Consider the following 14,899-nt stretch of genomic DNA (forward strand, 5'->3'; position numbering starts at 1 on the left):
GCCACCACGCTACGCCCGCCCCGCGGTCCCGGATCTCAACGTCGCCGGTGGTCCATCAGCGCCGAAGAGCGGATGCGGGACCACAGGCGACGTTGAGAATCGCGGATCAGCCGAAGCGGCCGGAGACGTAGTCCTCGGTGGCCTGCACGGTGGGGTTCGAGAAGATCTTCGTCGTCTCGCCGAACTCGATGAGCTTGCCCGGCTTGCCGGTGCCGGCGATGTTGAAGAACGCGGTCTTGTCGCTCACGCGGCTCGCCTGCTGCATGTTGTGGGTCACGATCACGATCGTGTACTCCTGCTTGAGCTCCTCGATGAGGTCCTCGATCGCGAGCGTCGAGATCGGGTCGAGGGCCGAACAGGGCTCGTCCATCAGCAGCACGTCGGGGCTGACGGCGATCGCGCGGGCGATGCAGAGGCGCTGCTGCTGACCGCCCGAGAGGCCGGAGCCCGGCAGCCCGAGGCGGTCCTTGACCTCGTTCCAGAGGTTGGCGCCGCGCAGCGAGCGCTCGACGAGCTCGTCCTGGTCGCCCTTCGACATCCGCCGGTTGTTGAGCATGACGCCGGCGAGCACGTTCTCACGGATCGTCATCGTCGGGAACGGGTTCGGGCGCTGGAACACCATGCCGATCTGCCGGCGCACGTTCACCGGGTCGACGCCCGCGCCGTACAGGTTGGCGCCGTCGAGCAGCACCTCGCCGTCGACCCACGCGCCCGAGATGACCTCGTGCATGCGGTTGAGCGTGCGGAGCACGGTCGACTTGCCGCAGCCCGACGGGCCGATGAAGGCGGTGACGCTGCGGGGCTCGATCTCGACCGACACCCCCTCCACGGCCTTGAAGTCGCCGTAGTAGACGTCGAGGTCGTTGATCTCGATGCGCTTGGACATGTTCCTTACCTTCCGGACTTCGGCGCGAAGAAGTGCGCGATGAGGCGCGCGCCGATGTTGAGCAGCATGACGATGAGGATGAGCACGAGCGCGGCCGTCCATGCACGGTCGAAGTAGGCCTGCTCCTGCACGCCTGGGCTGACGTACTGGTTGAACGCGAACACCGGCAGCGTCATCATGCGGCCGTCGAACACGTTGTAGTTCATGTTCGTGGTGAAGCCGGCGATGATGAGCAGTGGCGCGGTCTCGCCGATGACGCGGGCGATGGCGAGCGTGACGCCGGTGACGATGCCGGCGAGCGCCGTCGGCAGCACGACCTTCGAGATCGTGAGCCACTTCGGCACGCCGAGCGCGAGCGACGCCTCGCGCAGGTCGTTCGGGACCAGCTTCAGCATCTCCTCCGTCGAACGCACGACGGTCGGGATCATCAGCAGGCTGAGCGCGACGGCGCCGCCGAAGCCGCTGCGCACGCCCTCCCCCGCGAAGAGCGCGAAGAGGGCGTAGGCGAACAGGCCCGCGACGATCGAGGGGATGCCGGTCATGACGTCGACGAAGAACGTGATGGCCTGCGAGAGGCGGCCGCGCCCGTACTCGACGAGGTAGATGGCGGTGAAGATGCCGACCGGCACCGAGATGACGGCGGCCAGCAGCGTGACGAGCACGGTACCGACGATCGCGTGCAGCACGCCGCCGCCCTCGCCGACGACGTTGCGCATCGTGTAGGTGAAGAACTCGATGTCGAAGCGCGCGAGGCCGTTGACGAGCACGGTGGAGATGAGCGAGATCAGCGGCACGAGCGCGAGCAGGAACGCGCCGAGCACGATGCCCGTGACAAGCCGGTCGGTGGCCTTGCGCCCGCCCTCGATGAGCTGGCTCACGACGGTGATCGCGACCAGGTAGAGCACGAAGCCGATGACGACGGTCGAGACCAGGCTGAAGCCGGTGCCGCTCGCGCCGGCGACGAGCGCCGAGACGGCCGCGCCGACGACGAGCGCGACGCCGAGCAGCGCCCACGGGCCCCACTTCGGCAGCTGCCCGGCGGTCAGCGGGTTGTTCGCCTCGCGGCGGGGGGCGGTGAGCGTGGTGGTCATGGTCTACCTGCCTCCGTCCACGGTCGTCTTCGCGATGATCCACCGCGAGACGCCGTTGACGACGAGCGTGATCGCGAACAGCACGAGGCCGGACCCGATCAGCATGTTGACGGTGATGCCGTGCGCCTCGGGGAACCGCAGGGCGATGTTCGCCGCGATCGTCGAGGGGTTCTGCGAGCCGACCACCACGAAGGTGACGGCGCCGGCGGAGGCGAGCACCATCGCGATCGCCATCGTCTCGCCGAGCGCGCGGCCGAGGCCGAGGATCGACGAGGCGATGATGCCGGAGCGCCCGTGGGGCAGCACCGCCATCGTGATCATCTCCCAGCGCGTCGCGCCGAGCGCGAGCGCCGCCTCCTCGTTGAGGCGCGGCGTCTGCAGGAAGATCTCGCGGCAGAGCGCGGTGATGATCGGCAGCACCATCACCGCGAGCACGATGGCGGCGGTGAAGATCGTGCGGCCGGTGCCGGAGGCGGGCGGCGTGAAGAGCGGGATCCACGCGAGGTTCTCGGCCAGCCAGGTGTACGCCGGCTGCATGAAGGGCGCGAGCACCGTGATGCCCCACAGTCCGTAGATGACCGAGGGGATGGCCGCCAGCAGGTCGATGAGGTAGCCGAGGCCCTGCGCGAGGCGGCGGGGCGCGAAGTGCGTGATGAACAGCGCGATCGCGATGGCGAGCGGCACGGCCATGAGCATGGCGAGGAACGCCGACCACAGGGTGCCGAAGGTGAGCGGCCAGACCCAGGCGAAGAAGCTGTCGTCGTTCGGCAGCGGGCCGATGATCGCGGGCACGGCCTGCGCGACGAGGAAGATCGCGACGCCGGCGAGCGCGACGAGGATGAGCACGCCCGCGGTCGTCGAGATCGACTTGAAGATGATGTCGGCGGGTCGCTTCGGAGCTGCGGCGCGAGTGGCGGCCGGTGCTGCGGTGGTCATGGGGCTCCCAGTGGATTCGGGAAGGGGCCGGGCAGAGCGTCCGGCCGGGGCGATGGAGCGCCCCGGCCGGACGAGTGCAGCGCGAGCGCTGCCGAGATCAGTCTGTCCTACTGGATCGTGTCGACGACCGCGAGGATCTCCTCGCGGAGCTCGTCGGAGATCGGCGCGTTGCCGGCGTTCTCCTGGCCGGCCGCCTGGCCCTCCGCCGAGGCGATGTAGCTCAGGTAGCCCTTGACGAGCTCGGCCTCGGCGTCGTCCGCGTAGTCGGTGCAGGCGATCGCGTAGGAGATGAGCACGAGCGGGTAGACGCCGGCCTCGGTCGACGTGCGGTCGAGCTCGACCGCGATGTCACCCTCGTGACGGCCCTCGACGCGCGGCGACACGTCGACCGCGGCGGCAGCGGCGTCGGCCGTGAACGGCACGTACTCCTCGCCGACCTGCAGCGCGACCGTGCCGAGCTCGCCGGCGCGCGATGCGTCGGCGTAGCCGATCGTGTTGGTGCCGTTCGTGACGGCGTCGACGACGCCCGAGGTGCCCTGCGCGCCCTCGCCGCCGTAGGAGGCGGGCCACGTCTCGAACTCACCCTCGGTCCAGTCGGACTCGGCGGTCGCCGTGAGGTACTGCGTGAAGTTCTCGGTGGTGCCCGAGTCGTCCGAGCGGTGCACGGCCGTGATGGTCGCGTCGGGCAGCGTGACGCCCTCGTTCTGCGAGGCGATCGCCTCGTCGTTCCAGTTCGTGATCTGGCCCGAGAAGATCTTCGCGATGGTCGACGCGTCCATGTTGAGCGAGTCGACGCCCTCGACGTTGAAGATGACGGCGATCGGCGAGATGTACACCGGCAGGTCGACCGGGAGCGTGTCGGGCACGCATGCGGCGAACTCGCCCGCGAGCTCCTCGTCGTCCAGGTAGGCGTCCGAGCCGGCGAACGAGACGCCGCCCGCGATGAACTGCTCGCGGCCCGCGCCGGAGCCGGCGGGGTCGTACGTGACGTTGACGTCCTCGTTCGCGCCCTGGAAGCCGGCGATCCATGCCTCCTGCGCTGCGCCCATCGACGACGCGCCGGCACCGGCGAGGTCGCCCGAGAGGGTCGACTCGGCGGGGGCGTCGGAGCCATCGGCAGGCGCGTTCGGCGCCGGCTCGTTGGCGGCGCAGGAGCTGAGCAGGATCGCGCCAGCTGCTGCGACGACCGCAGCGCGGCCGAGCTTCGTGAACTTCACGGTGTTCCCTTTCGGAATGTGGTTCGGTGCAGGGACTGCAGCGCCCTGGGTCTGGCGCACGCTTGCGCACCGCTGATCACGGTAGGCAGGCAGGGTGGCGGCCAGGCCCCGCGCAGGTGAACAGCCGGTGAACGGGGGCGCATGAGCGGCTCAAGGCGACGGCGACGGCAGCGGCTCCGGGCATCCCGACAGCTGCGCACGTGGCGACGGCTCCGGACATGCGAAGGCCGGGCCGCGAAACGCCTCTCGGCGGAAGGCCGCTCGCAGCGGCGAATATTGGAGCCCGGGGTTACGCGGCCCGGCTCATCCAGGGTAGCGACCGAGCGCGCCGCATGCAGCCCTCTGCGCTCAGCGCGAACGATCCCCGCCGCCGGGCGCGTCGCCCATGAACGCGTCAGGGCGCCCGGGTCTCCCCGGGCGCCCTGGATGCTGTGACGCGGCGGTCACTGCACTGGTCACTCCACGTCGATGACCGTCTCGGGGACCTCCGGGTAGCCGTAGGCCGAGCGCAGGATGACCTGCGCGGGGTCGACGCCCTCCGGGAGCTGCACGACCGCGCGGGCCTGCGTGAAGCCGGCCTCGTCGGCGTAGAACACGTCGTTCTCCGCGGTGACCGCGATCGTGTCGCGCCAGTCGTACTCGACCCCGTCGCTGCCCACGACGAAGATGTCGAACGAGCTGCTGAAGCCGAACGATCCCTCGACGTGCTCGGCGTCGAACAGGATGCCGACGAAGTAGGTGCCGGGCTCCGGCTCGCCCGACTGCATCGGCGGGTTCTCCTCGAGCGACGTGACGCTGAACGACCAGATGTCGCCGGCACCGTCGTCGACCGTGAAGTCGTAGGCGCCGTCGGCGGGCTCCGACGGCTCCTCCGAGGAGCCGGTCTCGCTCGGCTCGGCCGGCTCGGTCGCCTCGGTGGTGTCGACGGGGTCGGCCGGCTCGATGGGCGAGCCCGTGGGCGCCGCGGGGATCGCGGGCGGCATCGGGATGCAGCCGGTGAGGGCGAGGGCGCTCGCGCCCAGGATGAGTGCAGCGGCGAGGGGGCGGCGTGCCATGTCGGTCTCCTTGTCGGTGCCGACCGGGTGCGCGGCCGACGAGCCGAGCCTACGGCGGAGCGGCGACGACCCGCCTCAGCACACGCTCAGACCAGGCTCTCCGATCGCCACATCCGCGCGCACACGCGCAGGTCGCCGGCGATGTCGGTGAGCGACGCCGCCAGCCGGGTGCGCTCGCCGGCGCGCTCCGGATGCACCGGCTCGTCGACGTGCGCGGCCTCGACCGCGCCCGCGGCCGTCACCGTCGCGAATGCGGCCGCGCGCTCGAGGGCGAGCGCGAAGTCGCCCGAGAAGACCCCGCGCAGGATCGTCTCCGAGAGGGAGCGGAGCTCGTCGGGCGTCGCCGGGGCCGGCACGCCCGCGACCACCGGGGCGGCCGTCGGCAGCGCATCCGCCCCCTGCTGGTACAGCAGCGCCGCCTCGTCGGCGCGCTGCGTGACGAGCGCGTGCAGCAGGTTGACGCGCCACAGCGCGCCCGGCAGCGAGTGGGGTCGCGCGTGCGACCAGAGCTCGGCGACCGTGTCGATGCCGTCGTCCTTCGCGACGCGCAGGATGCGCTCGACGACGTCCGGATCGGCACCGGAGCGGACGCGCGCGAGCAGCGCCTGCGCGGTCTCGCTCGCGAGCTGCAGCCGCAAGGCAGGGTCGACGTCGCCCTCGATGCGGGAGAACCAGTCGTTCGAGAAGCGGGTGGGGCGCTTGAAGTGCTCAGCCATCCCCACCATCATCCCGGATGCTCGCTGCCGCCGGGATGACGGGGCCGCCTCAGCGGGAGAAGTCCCAGACCCCGCCCTGGTCGGTCGTCACGCGCACGTGGTCGATGCCGAGGCTCGCCGGCACGTGGAAGATGCCGACGCCGCCGGTGATCGACGGCTCCTGCCCGGTCGTGAAGAGGTCGCCCTCGGCGTAGAACGAGCTCGCGGTGCTGAGCCCGTACTCGTCACCGGTCGCGTCGTCCACGATGTAGATGTGGAAGGCGTGGTAGAAGTCGGGCTCGCCCTCGAGGAGCTCGGCGTCGACGAGCACCTCGACGAGCTGGAACCCGGGCTCCGCCGGCTGGCCGCCCGAGTCGGTCTCCACGACGCGGCTGTCGGTGACCTCGAAGCTCCACACCGAGCCGTCCTGGCCCTCGGCGGTGATCTCGTACGGACCCTCGGACGCGGCAGCGGTCTCGCTGGGCTCGGTGGGCTCGGCGCTCTCGGTGGGCGCGGGCTCCGGCGCGGTGGTCGTCGCGGTGGTCTCGACGGGCGCAGGCGGGGCGGGCGCGGTGATGACGCAGCCCGCGGTGAGGGTGACGACGGCGGCGCCGACGAGCAGGGGGGTGGCGGAACGGCGGGATGCGGGGGTCATGGAGGCTCCTCGTGACGGTCTGGTACCAGCGTAGGTTCCGCGCCGCGGCGACGCACGCATCCCTCGGCGCCCGCCCTGCGCGTGTCGCCGACGTCCGGCGATGCGGGGGCGCGCCTCAGGCGTCGGCGACGAGCGCCGGCGGCAGCTTGGGCGCCAGGCGGTGCCACACCTCGATGAGCGCGCTGCCGACCAGGCCGATGCCGATCGACGCCAGCAGCAGCGGCGCCTCCGGCAGCTGGAACTGGAAGAAGTCGCGCACGATCGGCACGAGCACCGCGACGACGAGCGCGACGACCATGAGCGCGACGATGCCCGCGCGCAGGAGCGTGAAGGGGCGGCACGCGATGCCGAGCACCCAGAGCCCGCAGACGGTGAGCGTGATGACCGCGGCGGTCTGCACCTGGCGCTCGTCGACCTCCGCGCCGCGCCCGATGAGGGTGATCGCGAGCACCGCGAGCGCCACCGTGACGCCGGCCGGGATGGTGAAGCGCAGGCTGCGGCCGAGGAAGCCCGGCACGTAGCGGGTCGCGGCGGGGATGAGCGCGAGCACGAAGGCGGGGATGCCGATCGTCAGCCCGTCGGTCGCCGAGAGCTGGCGGGGCAGGAACGGGTACTGCACGAGGAACGCCCCGAAGAGCAGCGCGAGCGTGAACGCGTAGGTCGTCTTCGTCAGGAAGATGCGCGAGACGCGCTCGATGTTGGCGATCACCTGCCGCCCCTCGGCGACGACCTGCGGCAGGTGGGAGAAGCGCCCGTCGAGCAGCACGAGCCTGGCGACGGCCTTCGTCGCCGCAGCGCCCTCCCCCATCGCGATCCCGAGGTCGGCGGTCTTCAGCGCGAGCGCGTCGTTGACGCCGTCGCCCGTCATCGCGACCGTGCGGCCCATCGCCTGCAGCGCCTCGACGATGCCGCGCTTCTGGCCGGGCGAGACCCGGCCGAGCACGTGATGGTCGGCGAGCACGGCCTCGAGCTCGTGCCGGTCCGTCGGCAGGTGCCGCGCGTCGTAGGCGTCGCCGACGAGCGGGATGCCGACCTGGCGCGCGACGGCGCCGACCGTGCGCGGGTGGTCGCCCGACATGACGCGCACCTCGACGCCCTGCGCGCGGAAGTAGTCGAGCGTCGCGGCGGCGTCGTCGCGCACGTGCTCGCCGAACGCGACCACCGCCACCGGCCGCAGCGGCGGCAGCTCGAGCCGCTCGCACTGCTCCTGATCGATCGGATGTGGCGCGTGCGCGAGCACGAGCGCGCGACGCCCGGCGGCCGCGATCTCGAGCGCGCGCTGCGCGACCGCGCTGCCGCCGTCGCCGTCGCCGAGCACCGACTCGGGCGCGCCCAGCACCCAGGTGCCGCGCGCCGCGCCGTCCAGGAAGGCGACCGCGCTCATGCGGCGGGCGGACGAGAAGCCGATGACGGCGCTGGGCGCCAGCCCAGGCGAGTCGAGCGCCGGCCGGATGGCCTGCGCGGTGGGGTTCGCGTCCTCGTCGTGGCCGAACCAGGCGAGCGCGGCCGGCCACGCGGGCGCGCCGGGCTGCACGTCGACCGCGCGCAGCGCATCCGACCGCAGCGCCGCCTGCGGGGTGCCGTCGTCGTCGACCGGCGTGACGTCGAGCAGCTCGAGGTCGCCCTCGGTGAGCGTGCCCGTCTTGTCGAGGCAGATGACGTCGACGCGCGCGAGCCCCTCGACCGCGGCGAGCTCCTGCACGAGCACCTGGCTGCGCGCGAGCTTGACCGCGGCGACCGCGAAGGCGATCGAGGTCATGAGGATGAGCCCCTGCGGCACCGACGCGGAGATGGCGGCGGTCGAGAGCACGACCGCGTCCTGCCACTCGCCGCTCGCGATCGCGGCGGGCCATCCGCCGCGCGCCTGCATCTGGCCATTGAGCACGATCGCGATGAGCGGCACGAGCGCGATCGAGATCCAGGTGACGACGCGGTTGAGCGCGACCCGCAACTCGGAGTGCACGAGCGAGAAGCGGCGCGCCTCGGCCGTGAGGCGGGCGGCGAAGGAGTCGCTGCCGACGCTCGTGAGCTGCACCGAGGCGGAGCCGGCCGAGACCGCGGAGCCCGAGAGCACGCCGTCGCCGACGTGCTTGAGCTGCGGCTCCGACTCGCCCGTCAGCAGCGACTCGTCGAGGTCGACGCCCTCGGTCGCCACGATCACGCCGTCGGCCGGCACCTGGTCGCCTCGGCGCAGCAGCAGGATGTCGTCCTGCACGAGCTCGCCCATCGCGACGTCGCGTCGCTCGCCGTCGCGCACGACCGTCGAGCGCTGCACGTGCAGCAGCGCGAGCCCGTCGAGCTTGCGCTTGGCGCTGTGCTCCTGCACGACGCCGATGACGACGTTCGAGATCGCCGCGAACGAGAAGAGCGCATCCTGCCAGCGCCCGAGCACGATGAGCACGGCCGTGCAGACCGCGATCACGAGGTTGAAGAGCGTGAAGAGGTTGACGCGCAGGATCGACAGCAGGCTGCGGCTCGACGCGTTGGCGAGCCGGTTCACGCGGCCGTCCGCGACGCGCGCCGCGACCTCGGCGGCGGACAGCCCCGTCGCGGGATCGGTGGTCGTCAGGATGCGCTGGTGGTCGACGTGACCGGCCGCGGGCGCGCCCGGGGCGTCGGCAGGCGCGGGCGTGCGGGCGGGGGTCTGAGCAGACATGCGGCTTCCTGGCAGGCGGCGGATGCGGGGACGGCGGATCCGGGGACCACTCTGTCCGCTCACCGCGGCGCACGGTAGGGAGGATCGCCCGAATCATCCGGAGGGTTGACCCCCGGGTGCGGGACCATGTGGCCCGGCCGTGCCCCGCGGAGGCACGCCCGCCGCCGCGGCTACCCTGGAGGAGCGGGCCTGTAGCTCAGTCGGTAGAGCGTCGGACTTTTAATCCGCTGGTCGTGGGTTCGAGCCCCACCGGGCCCACCGCATCCGGCCGTCCGATCACGCGCGCGGCCCGGCCCGCCGCTCCTGGCCCGACGGGTGGGGCGGCCCCCGAGAGGTGGGCCAGCAGCCCCACCGCTCGGCCGTGCGGCCACCGCTCGGTGCACGGTCGTGCATGCGCGCGCGAGCGGTAGCGCCCCGCCCGAGAGGTGCTTGCGCGCCGCTACTCCTCGGGCGCGGGGCTACCTGTGGCGCCGAGGAGCGGCGATCGCTTGCGATGATGGGCGGATGCGTCAGGGAGCGGTCGGGCACGTGCGTGCGGTGGAGCGCGACGGTCGAGCGCTCGTCGAGAAGCGGCTGCGGGATCCGTTGCGCCACGACGCGGAGGCGCTCGCCCTGAGGGCTGTCGCAGGCAGCGCCATCCCCGTGCCCGAGCTCATCGACGTGCAGCCGGGCTCCATCCTCATGACGCGCATGCCCGGTGAGCGGCTCGATGACGTCGCGCCCTACGTCCGGATCGCCGGGCTGCGGGCGTCGGCCGCGCTGCTCCGCCGGCTGCACGAGCTCGCGCCGCCGCCTGGCCTGCCCGCAGCGCCGGACGATGCGGCGATCATCCGCCGCTACCGGGACGCGGGTGGGCCGCCGCTGCCGCTCGTCGTGCCCGCGGCCGCACCGCCGGTGTTCTGCCACGGCGACTGGGGCGACGGCAACCTGCTGTGGGCGGCCGGCCGCATCACCGCGGTGCTCGACTGGGAGAAGGCGCACCTCGGCGATCCGCTGCGCGAGGTGGCCCGCGCCGCGTGGGGCGCTGCCCGGAAGGATCCGCGCTCGTTCGAGGCGATCGCGAGCGGGTACGGCGCCGATCCGGATGCGCTGCTGCCGTGGCTCCCTGTCCACGCGGCCGAGCTGTGGCTGTGGTTCGCGGAGGTCGGGCCGCCCGAGTACCTCCACCAGCTGACAGCCGAGCTGCTCGCCTGGCCCGCCTGACCGGCGGCGCAGGGGTCGGTTGCCGCTCACGGGTGGGGCTGCGAACGACCGGTGGGGCAGACACCGAGAGGTGGGCCCGCAGGCCCACCTCTCGGCCGCCCGCCCACCTCTCGGCGACGTGGCAGTCACCAGCTCGGCGCTAGTCGCCCTTCACGTTCACGAGCTGGCGCAGCGTGTGCCGGATCCGCACGAGGTCGCCGGCGTCGGCCATCACCTCGTCGATCGGCTTGTACGCCTGCGGGATCTCGTCGATGAACGCGTCGGTGTCGCGGTACTCGATCCCGACCATCGCCTCCCGCAGCTCGTCGCGCGAGAACGTGCGCCGGGCGGCGTTCCGCGACAGCCTCCGCCCCGCGCCGTGCGGCGCGGAGTTGAGCGCGAGCGGGTTGCCGAGCCCCTCGACCACGTACGACGCGGTGCCCATCGACCCGGGTATGAGCCCGGGCCGACCCTCGTCCGCCTGGATCGCACCCTTGCGCGACACCCACACCCGCTTCCCGAAGTGCGTCTCCGACTCCGTAAAGTTGTGGTGGCAGTTGATGCGCTCGAGCTCGTCGATGCCGGTGCCGACGAAGCGGCCCAGCTGGTCGGCGACCCGGTCCATCATCTCCTCGCGGTTGAGCAGCGCGAAGCGCTGCGCCCACCGCAGCTCGGCGATGTACCGGTCGAACTCGCGCGTGCCCTCCACGAGGTACGCGAGGTCGGGGTCGGGCAGCTCGATCCACCACTGCTTCGCGAGCCGCTGGGCGATCGCGATGTGCCGCTGCGCGATCTTGTTGCCCACGCCGCGCGAGCCGGAGTGCAGGAACATCCACACCGCATCCGTCTCGTCGACCGAGACCTCGATGAAGTGGTTGCCGCTGCCCAGCGACCCGAGCTGCAGCCGCCAGTGCTTCGCGTAGCTCTCGGGGTCGAAGCCGCTGCGCTCCGCGAGCTGCTCGAGCTCGGCGACGCGCGGCTCGGCCGTCGGCCGCACCGTGCGGTTGTCGCGGCCCGCCGACAGCGGGATGCTGCGCTCGATCTGCTCGCGCAGCTCGGACAGCTCGCGACCGACGAGGTCGTCGCGGTGCAGCTGGGTGCGCACGGCGATCATGCCGCAGCCGATGTCGACGCCGACCGCGGCGGGCATGATCGCGCCGAGCGTCGGGATGACCGAGCCGACGGTCGCGCCGCGACCGAGGTGTGCGTCGGGCATGAGCGCGAGGTGCGGGTGGATGAACGGCATGCCGGACGCGGTGCGAGCCTGCTCGAGGGTGGAGTCCTCGAGGATGCTCGCCCACGACAGCAGCCGCTTGGAGAGGGTCTCCATGGTGCCTTTCCTTCTGTGGGTGCGCTGGAGAGCGCGGTGGGGGCTGCCACAGGGTGCGGGCAGTCCCCCTCGCCGTGGAAGGGGCGTCCCGGACCCTGTCGGTCTCGGGACGCGCGGAGCTGGAGGGCTACGCGGCCGGGGCCGGAGAGCATGGCTGCTGGAGGTCTGCGGGGTAGACCCGGACCTCTGCTCGTTCGCGCTGCGCGCTCACGATCGCCACCTCTCGACGTGCCTGCCGTGCGGGATGCACAGCCTTGCGACCGTACGGCACGATCGCCGCCGCGTCAACGGCGAATGCACGGGTCGTCGACCTCGGACTCGCAGAGGGCTGTGGTGGGCCGGCGTCACACAGCCGTTCCGCGGCGCGGTCAGATCGAGCTGAGCATCTCCCGCACCTCGCGGCGCAGCACCTTGCCGACCGCAGAGCGCGGCAGCGCGTCGACGATGCGGATGCGGCGGGGCGCCTTGTAGCCCGTCAGGCGCTCGCGCACGAACGTGCGCAGCGCATCCTCGGTCGGCGACTCGCCGTCGACGGGCACGACAGCTGCCATCACGTCCTCGCTGCCCGCGGTGCCCGGCAGCCCGACGACGGCCGCGTCGGCGACGAGGGGGTGCGATCGCAGCACCTCCTCGACCTCCGACGGGTAGACGTTGAAGCCAGCGGTGATGATGAGGTCCTTGATGCGGTCCACGATCGTGATGAAGCCGTCGTCGCTCTGCTCGACGACGTCACCGGTGCGGAGCCAGCCGCCCTCGAGCAGCACGCGTCCTGTCTCCTCGGGCTGCCGCCAGTAGCCGGGGAAGACCTGCGGTCCGCGGATGAGCAGCTCCCCCGGCTCACCCGGCTGCCGGTCGACCGTGGGGTCGTCGGGGTCGACGACCCGGATCTCGGTCGAGGGGAAGGGCAAGCCGACGGAGCCCGGCCTGCGCGTGTCGGCGAGCGGGTTGCCGAGCGCGATCGGCGATGTCTCGGTCATGCCGTAGCCCTCGACGAGCGCGCCGCCCGTGAGCTGCTCCCAGCGCTCGACGAGCTCGGGCGGCAGCGGCATCGCGCCCGAGATCGCGAACCGGATCGACGACAGGTCGACGCCGCGCTCATGGGCTGCCTCTGCGAGCCGCGCATAGATGGGCGGCACGCCAGGCAGGAAGGTCGCGGGGCGGCGCTCCATCGCCTCGAGCACCTGGTCGACGTCGAAGCGCGGGAACAGCACGAGGCACGCGCCGAGCCGCACCGACATGAGCAGGCACAGCAGCATGCCGTAGGCGTGGAACAGCGGGAGGATGCCGTAGAAGACCTCTCGCCCGTCGTGCAGCTCCGGTACCCACGCGCGGCTCTGCGCGACGTTCGCCACGAGGTTGCGGTGCGTGAGCATCGCCGCCTTCGGGGAGCCCGTGGTGCCGCCCGTGTACTGCAGCAGCGCCACGTCGGTCGGGGCGGCGACGTGCGGCGTCCACGCCGCATCCGGCCGCCGGCTCGCGCGCACGGCGTCGTCCCACGAGCGTCCGATCGAGGGGCGCTCGGTCATCGCCGCGCGCGTCTCGCGCGCCTTGCGGATGGGCAGGCGCAGCGCGAGCCGCTTGCCGAGCGGCAGCGCGCGGCTGAGGTCGACCGTGAGCACCGTCAGCTCGTGCGGGAGCGAGAGGCCGGCGAGCGTGTCCGCCGACTTGTCCCACACGACCGCGACGCGGGCCCCGTGGTCCGCGAACGTGCGCTGCAGCTCGTCGGCGGTGGACAGCGGGTTCTGCTCGACCACGACGCCGCCGAGCTCGAGCACGGCATAGAACGCGATGACCGCTTGCGGGCACGAGGGCATCACGAGCGCGACGCGGTCGCTGACGCCCACGCCCGCCGCCGCGAGCGCCGCAGCGGCGGCGCGCACGTCGCCGCCGAGCCGCGCGTACGTCGTCGTCGCGCCGTAGAAGTCGAGCGCCGGGCGATCCGGATGCGTGCGGATCGCGTCGTGCAGCACCGTCGTGAGCGCGACGTCCGGCACCTCGATCGTGGCGGGCACGCCCGGTGCGTAGCCGGCGGGCGCCTCGTCGGGTCGCTGCGTGCCCATCTGTGCCTCCGTCGTGCGATGCGCCGCCGCAGCGCGACGGGCGTCCCCCAGTCTCGCGCCGGCGGTGCCGTCGAGCCAAACCGGCGGGCGGCCGCACCGGGCGAGGAGGGGCCGCGGCGCACCGGCGCTAGAAGCCGACCGGCGAGATGCCCCAGTGGCCGCGCCACGACTCCCCCGGCTCGAGCCAGACGAGGCCCTGGCCGGAGTTCAGCGCGTTCGCGGGCGCGCTCATCGGCTCGACCGCCGCCGCCTGCTTCGGCCCGCTCGCGGCGGGGAAGTCGCGCGGCGTGAAGACGACGACGTACGGGAAGGCGTCGTCCTGCCACAGCTCCGCGCCGCGGCCCGTGTCGTCGAGCAGCGACGAGGTCGCCACGCCGCCCACGAACTCGAGTCCGGCGTAGTTGTGGTCGACGTCGAGCTCGGTGAGGCGGCGGCCGGCGCGCAGGTCGGGCGCCGACGCATCCATCGCGTCGACGAGCGTCTCCTCGGTCGGGATGAGGTCGACGGCGTTGAAGGCGCGTGCGGCCGGCACGGTGAGGGTCAGGCGCTCGGGCGCGGTGTCACCGACCGCGAGGTAGGGATGTGCGCCGCACGCCCACGGCGCGCGCTCGGTGCCGACGTTGGTCGCCTCCTGCGTGACGAGCAGCCCGTCGTCGGTGAGCTCGTAGGTGACCGACGTGTCGACGAGGAAGGGCCAGCCGCCCTGCGGGTGGATCGTGGCCTGCAGCACGACGCGCGACGCCGAGTGCTCGAGCACCCGGTATGGCGCGAAGCGCAGCAGCCCGTGGCTCGCGTTGCCCTTGTCGCGCTCGGTGATCGGCAGTCGCTGCGTCGCGCCGTCGAGCTGCCAGTCGCCGCCCGCGACACGGCCGCCCCATGGCGCGAGCACGATGCCCTGGCCCTTCGCGGGCCGCGCGTGCTCGGGGAACGGCTCGACGAGGTCGACGCCGTCGATCGTGAGCTCGCGCAGCGTGGCGGCAACCTCGGTGATCGTGGCGCGCAGCTCCGAGCCGTCGACGGTGCGCGAGATCGTGAACTGCTGTCCTGTTGGCGGCCGCATGGCGCGAGCCTAGCGAGCGGGTTCCCGAGCGGAACCCGAAGGGATTCCAAACACTGTCCGCGAAAGCGGCGCCGCC

Annotated in this window: 12 protein-coding genes and 1 tRNA gene; 2 read left to right on the plus strand and 11 right to left on the minus strand. The window is 72.5% G+C overall.

Annotated elements, in window-relative coordinates:
• Positions 1-106: 106 nt before the first annotated feature.
• From pstB to ABIB37_RS02205, 8 genes are all read right to left on the minus strand, one after another.
• Positions 107-886 carry a phosphate ABC transporter ATP-binding protein PstB gene (gene pstB, locus ABIB37_RS02170; protein WP_354256163.1) on the minus strand — a complete coding sequence of 260 codons (780 nt, stop codon included), beginning with the start codon at positions 884-886 and terminating at the stop codon, positions 107-109.
• Positions 887-891: 5 nt separating this feature from the next.
• Positions 892-1,977, minus strand: coding sequence for a phosphate ABC transporter permease PstA (gene pstA, locus ABIB37_RS02175; protein ID WP_354256165.1), 1,086 nt, complete (start codon positions 1,975-1,977; stop codon positions 892-894).
• Between the two features lie 3 nt (positions 1,978-1,980).
• Positions 1,981-2,913 (minus strand): phosphate ABC transporter permease subunit PstC, encoded by a 933-nt coding sequence (pstC, locus tag ABIB37_RS02180; RefSeq protein ID WP_354256168.1) that lies wholly within the window; start codon positions 2,911-2,913, stop codon positions 1,981-1,983.
• Positions 2,914-3,020: 107 nt separating this feature from the next.
• The gene (locus ABIB37_RS02185; RefSeq protein ID WP_354256170.1) at positions 3,021-4,130 is read right to left on the minus strand and encodes a phosphate ABC transporter substrate-binding protein PstS; all 1,110 of its coding nucleotides are present in this window, start codon (positions 4,128-4,130) and stop codon (positions 3,021-3,023) included.
• Positions 4,131-4,585: 455 nt separating this feature from the next.
• Positions 4,586-5,185 carry a hypothetical protein gene (locus ABIB37_RS02190; protein ID WP_354256173.1) on the minus strand — a complete coding sequence of 200 codons (600 nt, stop codon included), beginning with the start codon at positions 5,183-5,185 and terminating at the stop codon, positions 4,586-4,588.
• 86 nt (positions 5,186-5,271) lie between these two features.
• Positions 5,272-5,901, minus strand: coding sequence for a DNA-directed RNA polymerase subunit beta (locus ABIB37_RS02195; RefSeq protein WP_354256176.1), 630 nt, complete (start codon positions 5,899-5,901; stop codon positions 5,272-5,274).
• A gap of 49 nt (positions 5,902-5,950) precedes the next feature.
• Entirely contained in the window at positions 5,951-6,535 is a 585-nt protein-coding gene (locus tag ABIB37_RS02200; RefSeq protein ID WP_354256178.1) for a hypothetical protein, read from the minus strand.
• A 115-nt stretch (positions 6,536-6,650) separates the two neighbouring features.
• Complete coding sequence (locus ABIB37_RS02205) at positions 6,651-9,191, minus strand: HAD-IC family P-type ATPase (RefSeq protein WP_354256181.1); 2,541 nt, start codon at positions 9,189-9,191, stop codon at positions 6,651-6,653.
• 185 nt (positions 9,192-9,376) lie between these two features.
• Here ABIB37_RS02205 and ABIB37_RS02210 point away from each other — a divergent pair.
• Positions 9,377-9,449: transfer RNA gene (locus ABIB37_RS02210), tRNA-Lys, on the plus strand.
• Between the two features lie 246 nt (positions 9,450-9,695).
• Entirely contained in the window at positions 9,696-10,394 is a 699-nt protein-coding gene (locus tag ABIB37_RS02215; RefSeq protein WP_354256184.1) for a phosphotransferase family protein, read from the plus strand.
• Between the two features lie 139 nt (positions 10,395-10,533).
• Here ABIB37_RS02215 and ABIB37_RS02220 read toward each other — a convergent pair whose 3' ends face one another.
• From ABIB37_RS02220 to ABIB37_RS02230, 3 genes are all read right to left on the minus strand, one after another.
• Positions 10,534-11,703: an RtcB family protein gene (locus tag ABIB37_RS02220; protein ID WP_354256187.1), complete on the minus strand. Its 1,170-nt coding sequence runs from the start codon at positions 11,701-11,703 to the stop codon at positions 10,534-10,536.
• Between the two features lie 368 nt (positions 11,704-12,071).
• Positions 12,072-13,763 (minus strand): long-chain-fatty-acid--CoA ligase, encoded by a 1,692-nt coding sequence (locus ABIB37_RS02225; protein ID WP_354256190.1) that lies wholly within the window; start codon positions 13,761-13,763, stop codon positions 12,072-12,074.
• 127 nt (positions 13,764-13,890) lie between these two features.
• On the minus strand, positions 13,891-14,823 hold the full coding sequence (locus tag ABIB37_RS02230; RefSeq protein ID WP_354256193.1) for an aldose 1-epimerase family protein: 933 nt from the start codon (positions 14,821-14,823) through the stop codon (positions 13,891-13,893).
• Positions 14,824-14,899: the final 76 nt, after the last annotated feature.

Source organism: Agrococcus sp. UYP10 (assembly GCF_040547205.1).
GTDB classification, from domain to species: domain Bacteria; phylum Actinomycetota; class Actinomycetes; order Actinomycetales; family Microbacteriaceae; genus Agrococcus; species Agrococcus jenensis.

Bases quoted from the DNA above. Each gene is read 5' to 3' on its own strand.
- pstB (WP_354256163.1), bottom strand. From the start codon at position 886: ATGTCCAAGCGCATCGAGATCAACGACCTCGACGTCTACTACGGCGAC.
- pstA (WP_354256165.1), bottom strand. From the start codon at position 1,977: ATGACCACCACGCTCACCGCCCCCCGCCGCGAGGCGAACAACCCGCTG.
- pstC (WP_354256168.1), bottom strand. From the start codon at position 2,913: ATGACCACCGCAGCACCGGCCGCCACTCGCGCCGCAGCTCCGAAGCGA.
- ABIB37_RS02190 (WP_354256173.1), bottom strand. From the start codon at position 5,185: ATGGCACGCCGCCCCCTCGCCGCTGCACTCATCCTGGGCGCGAGCGCC.
- ABIB37_RS02195 (WP_354256176.1), bottom strand. From the start codon at position 5,901: ATGGCTGAGCACTTCAAGCGCCCCACCCGCTTCTCGAACGACTGGTTC.
- ABIB37_RS02200 (WP_354256178.1), bottom strand. From the start codon at position 6,535: ATGACCCCCGCATCCCGCCGTTCCGCCACCCCCCTGCTCGTCGGCGCC.
- ABIB37_RS02205 (WP_354256181.1), bottom strand. From the start codon at position 9,191: ATGTCTGCTCAGACCCCCGCCCGCACGCCCGCGCCTGCCGACGCCCCG.
- ABIB37_RS02215 (WP_354256184.1), top strand. From the start codon at position 9,696: ATGCGTCAGGGAGCGGTCGGGCACGTGCGTGCGGTGGAGCGCGACGGT.
- ABIB37_RS02220 (WP_354256187.1), bottom strand. From the start codon at position 11,703: ATGGAGACCCTCTCCAAGCGGCTGCTGTCGTGGGCGAGCATCCTCGAG.
- ABIB37_RS02225 (WP_354256190.1), bottom strand. From the start codon at position 13,763: ATGGGCACGCAGCGACCCGACGAGGCGCCCGCCGGCTACGCACCGGGC.
- ABIB37_RS02230 (WP_354256193.1), bottom strand. From the start codon at position 14,823: ATGCGGCCGCCAACAGGACAGCAGTTCACGATCTCGCGCACCGTCGAC.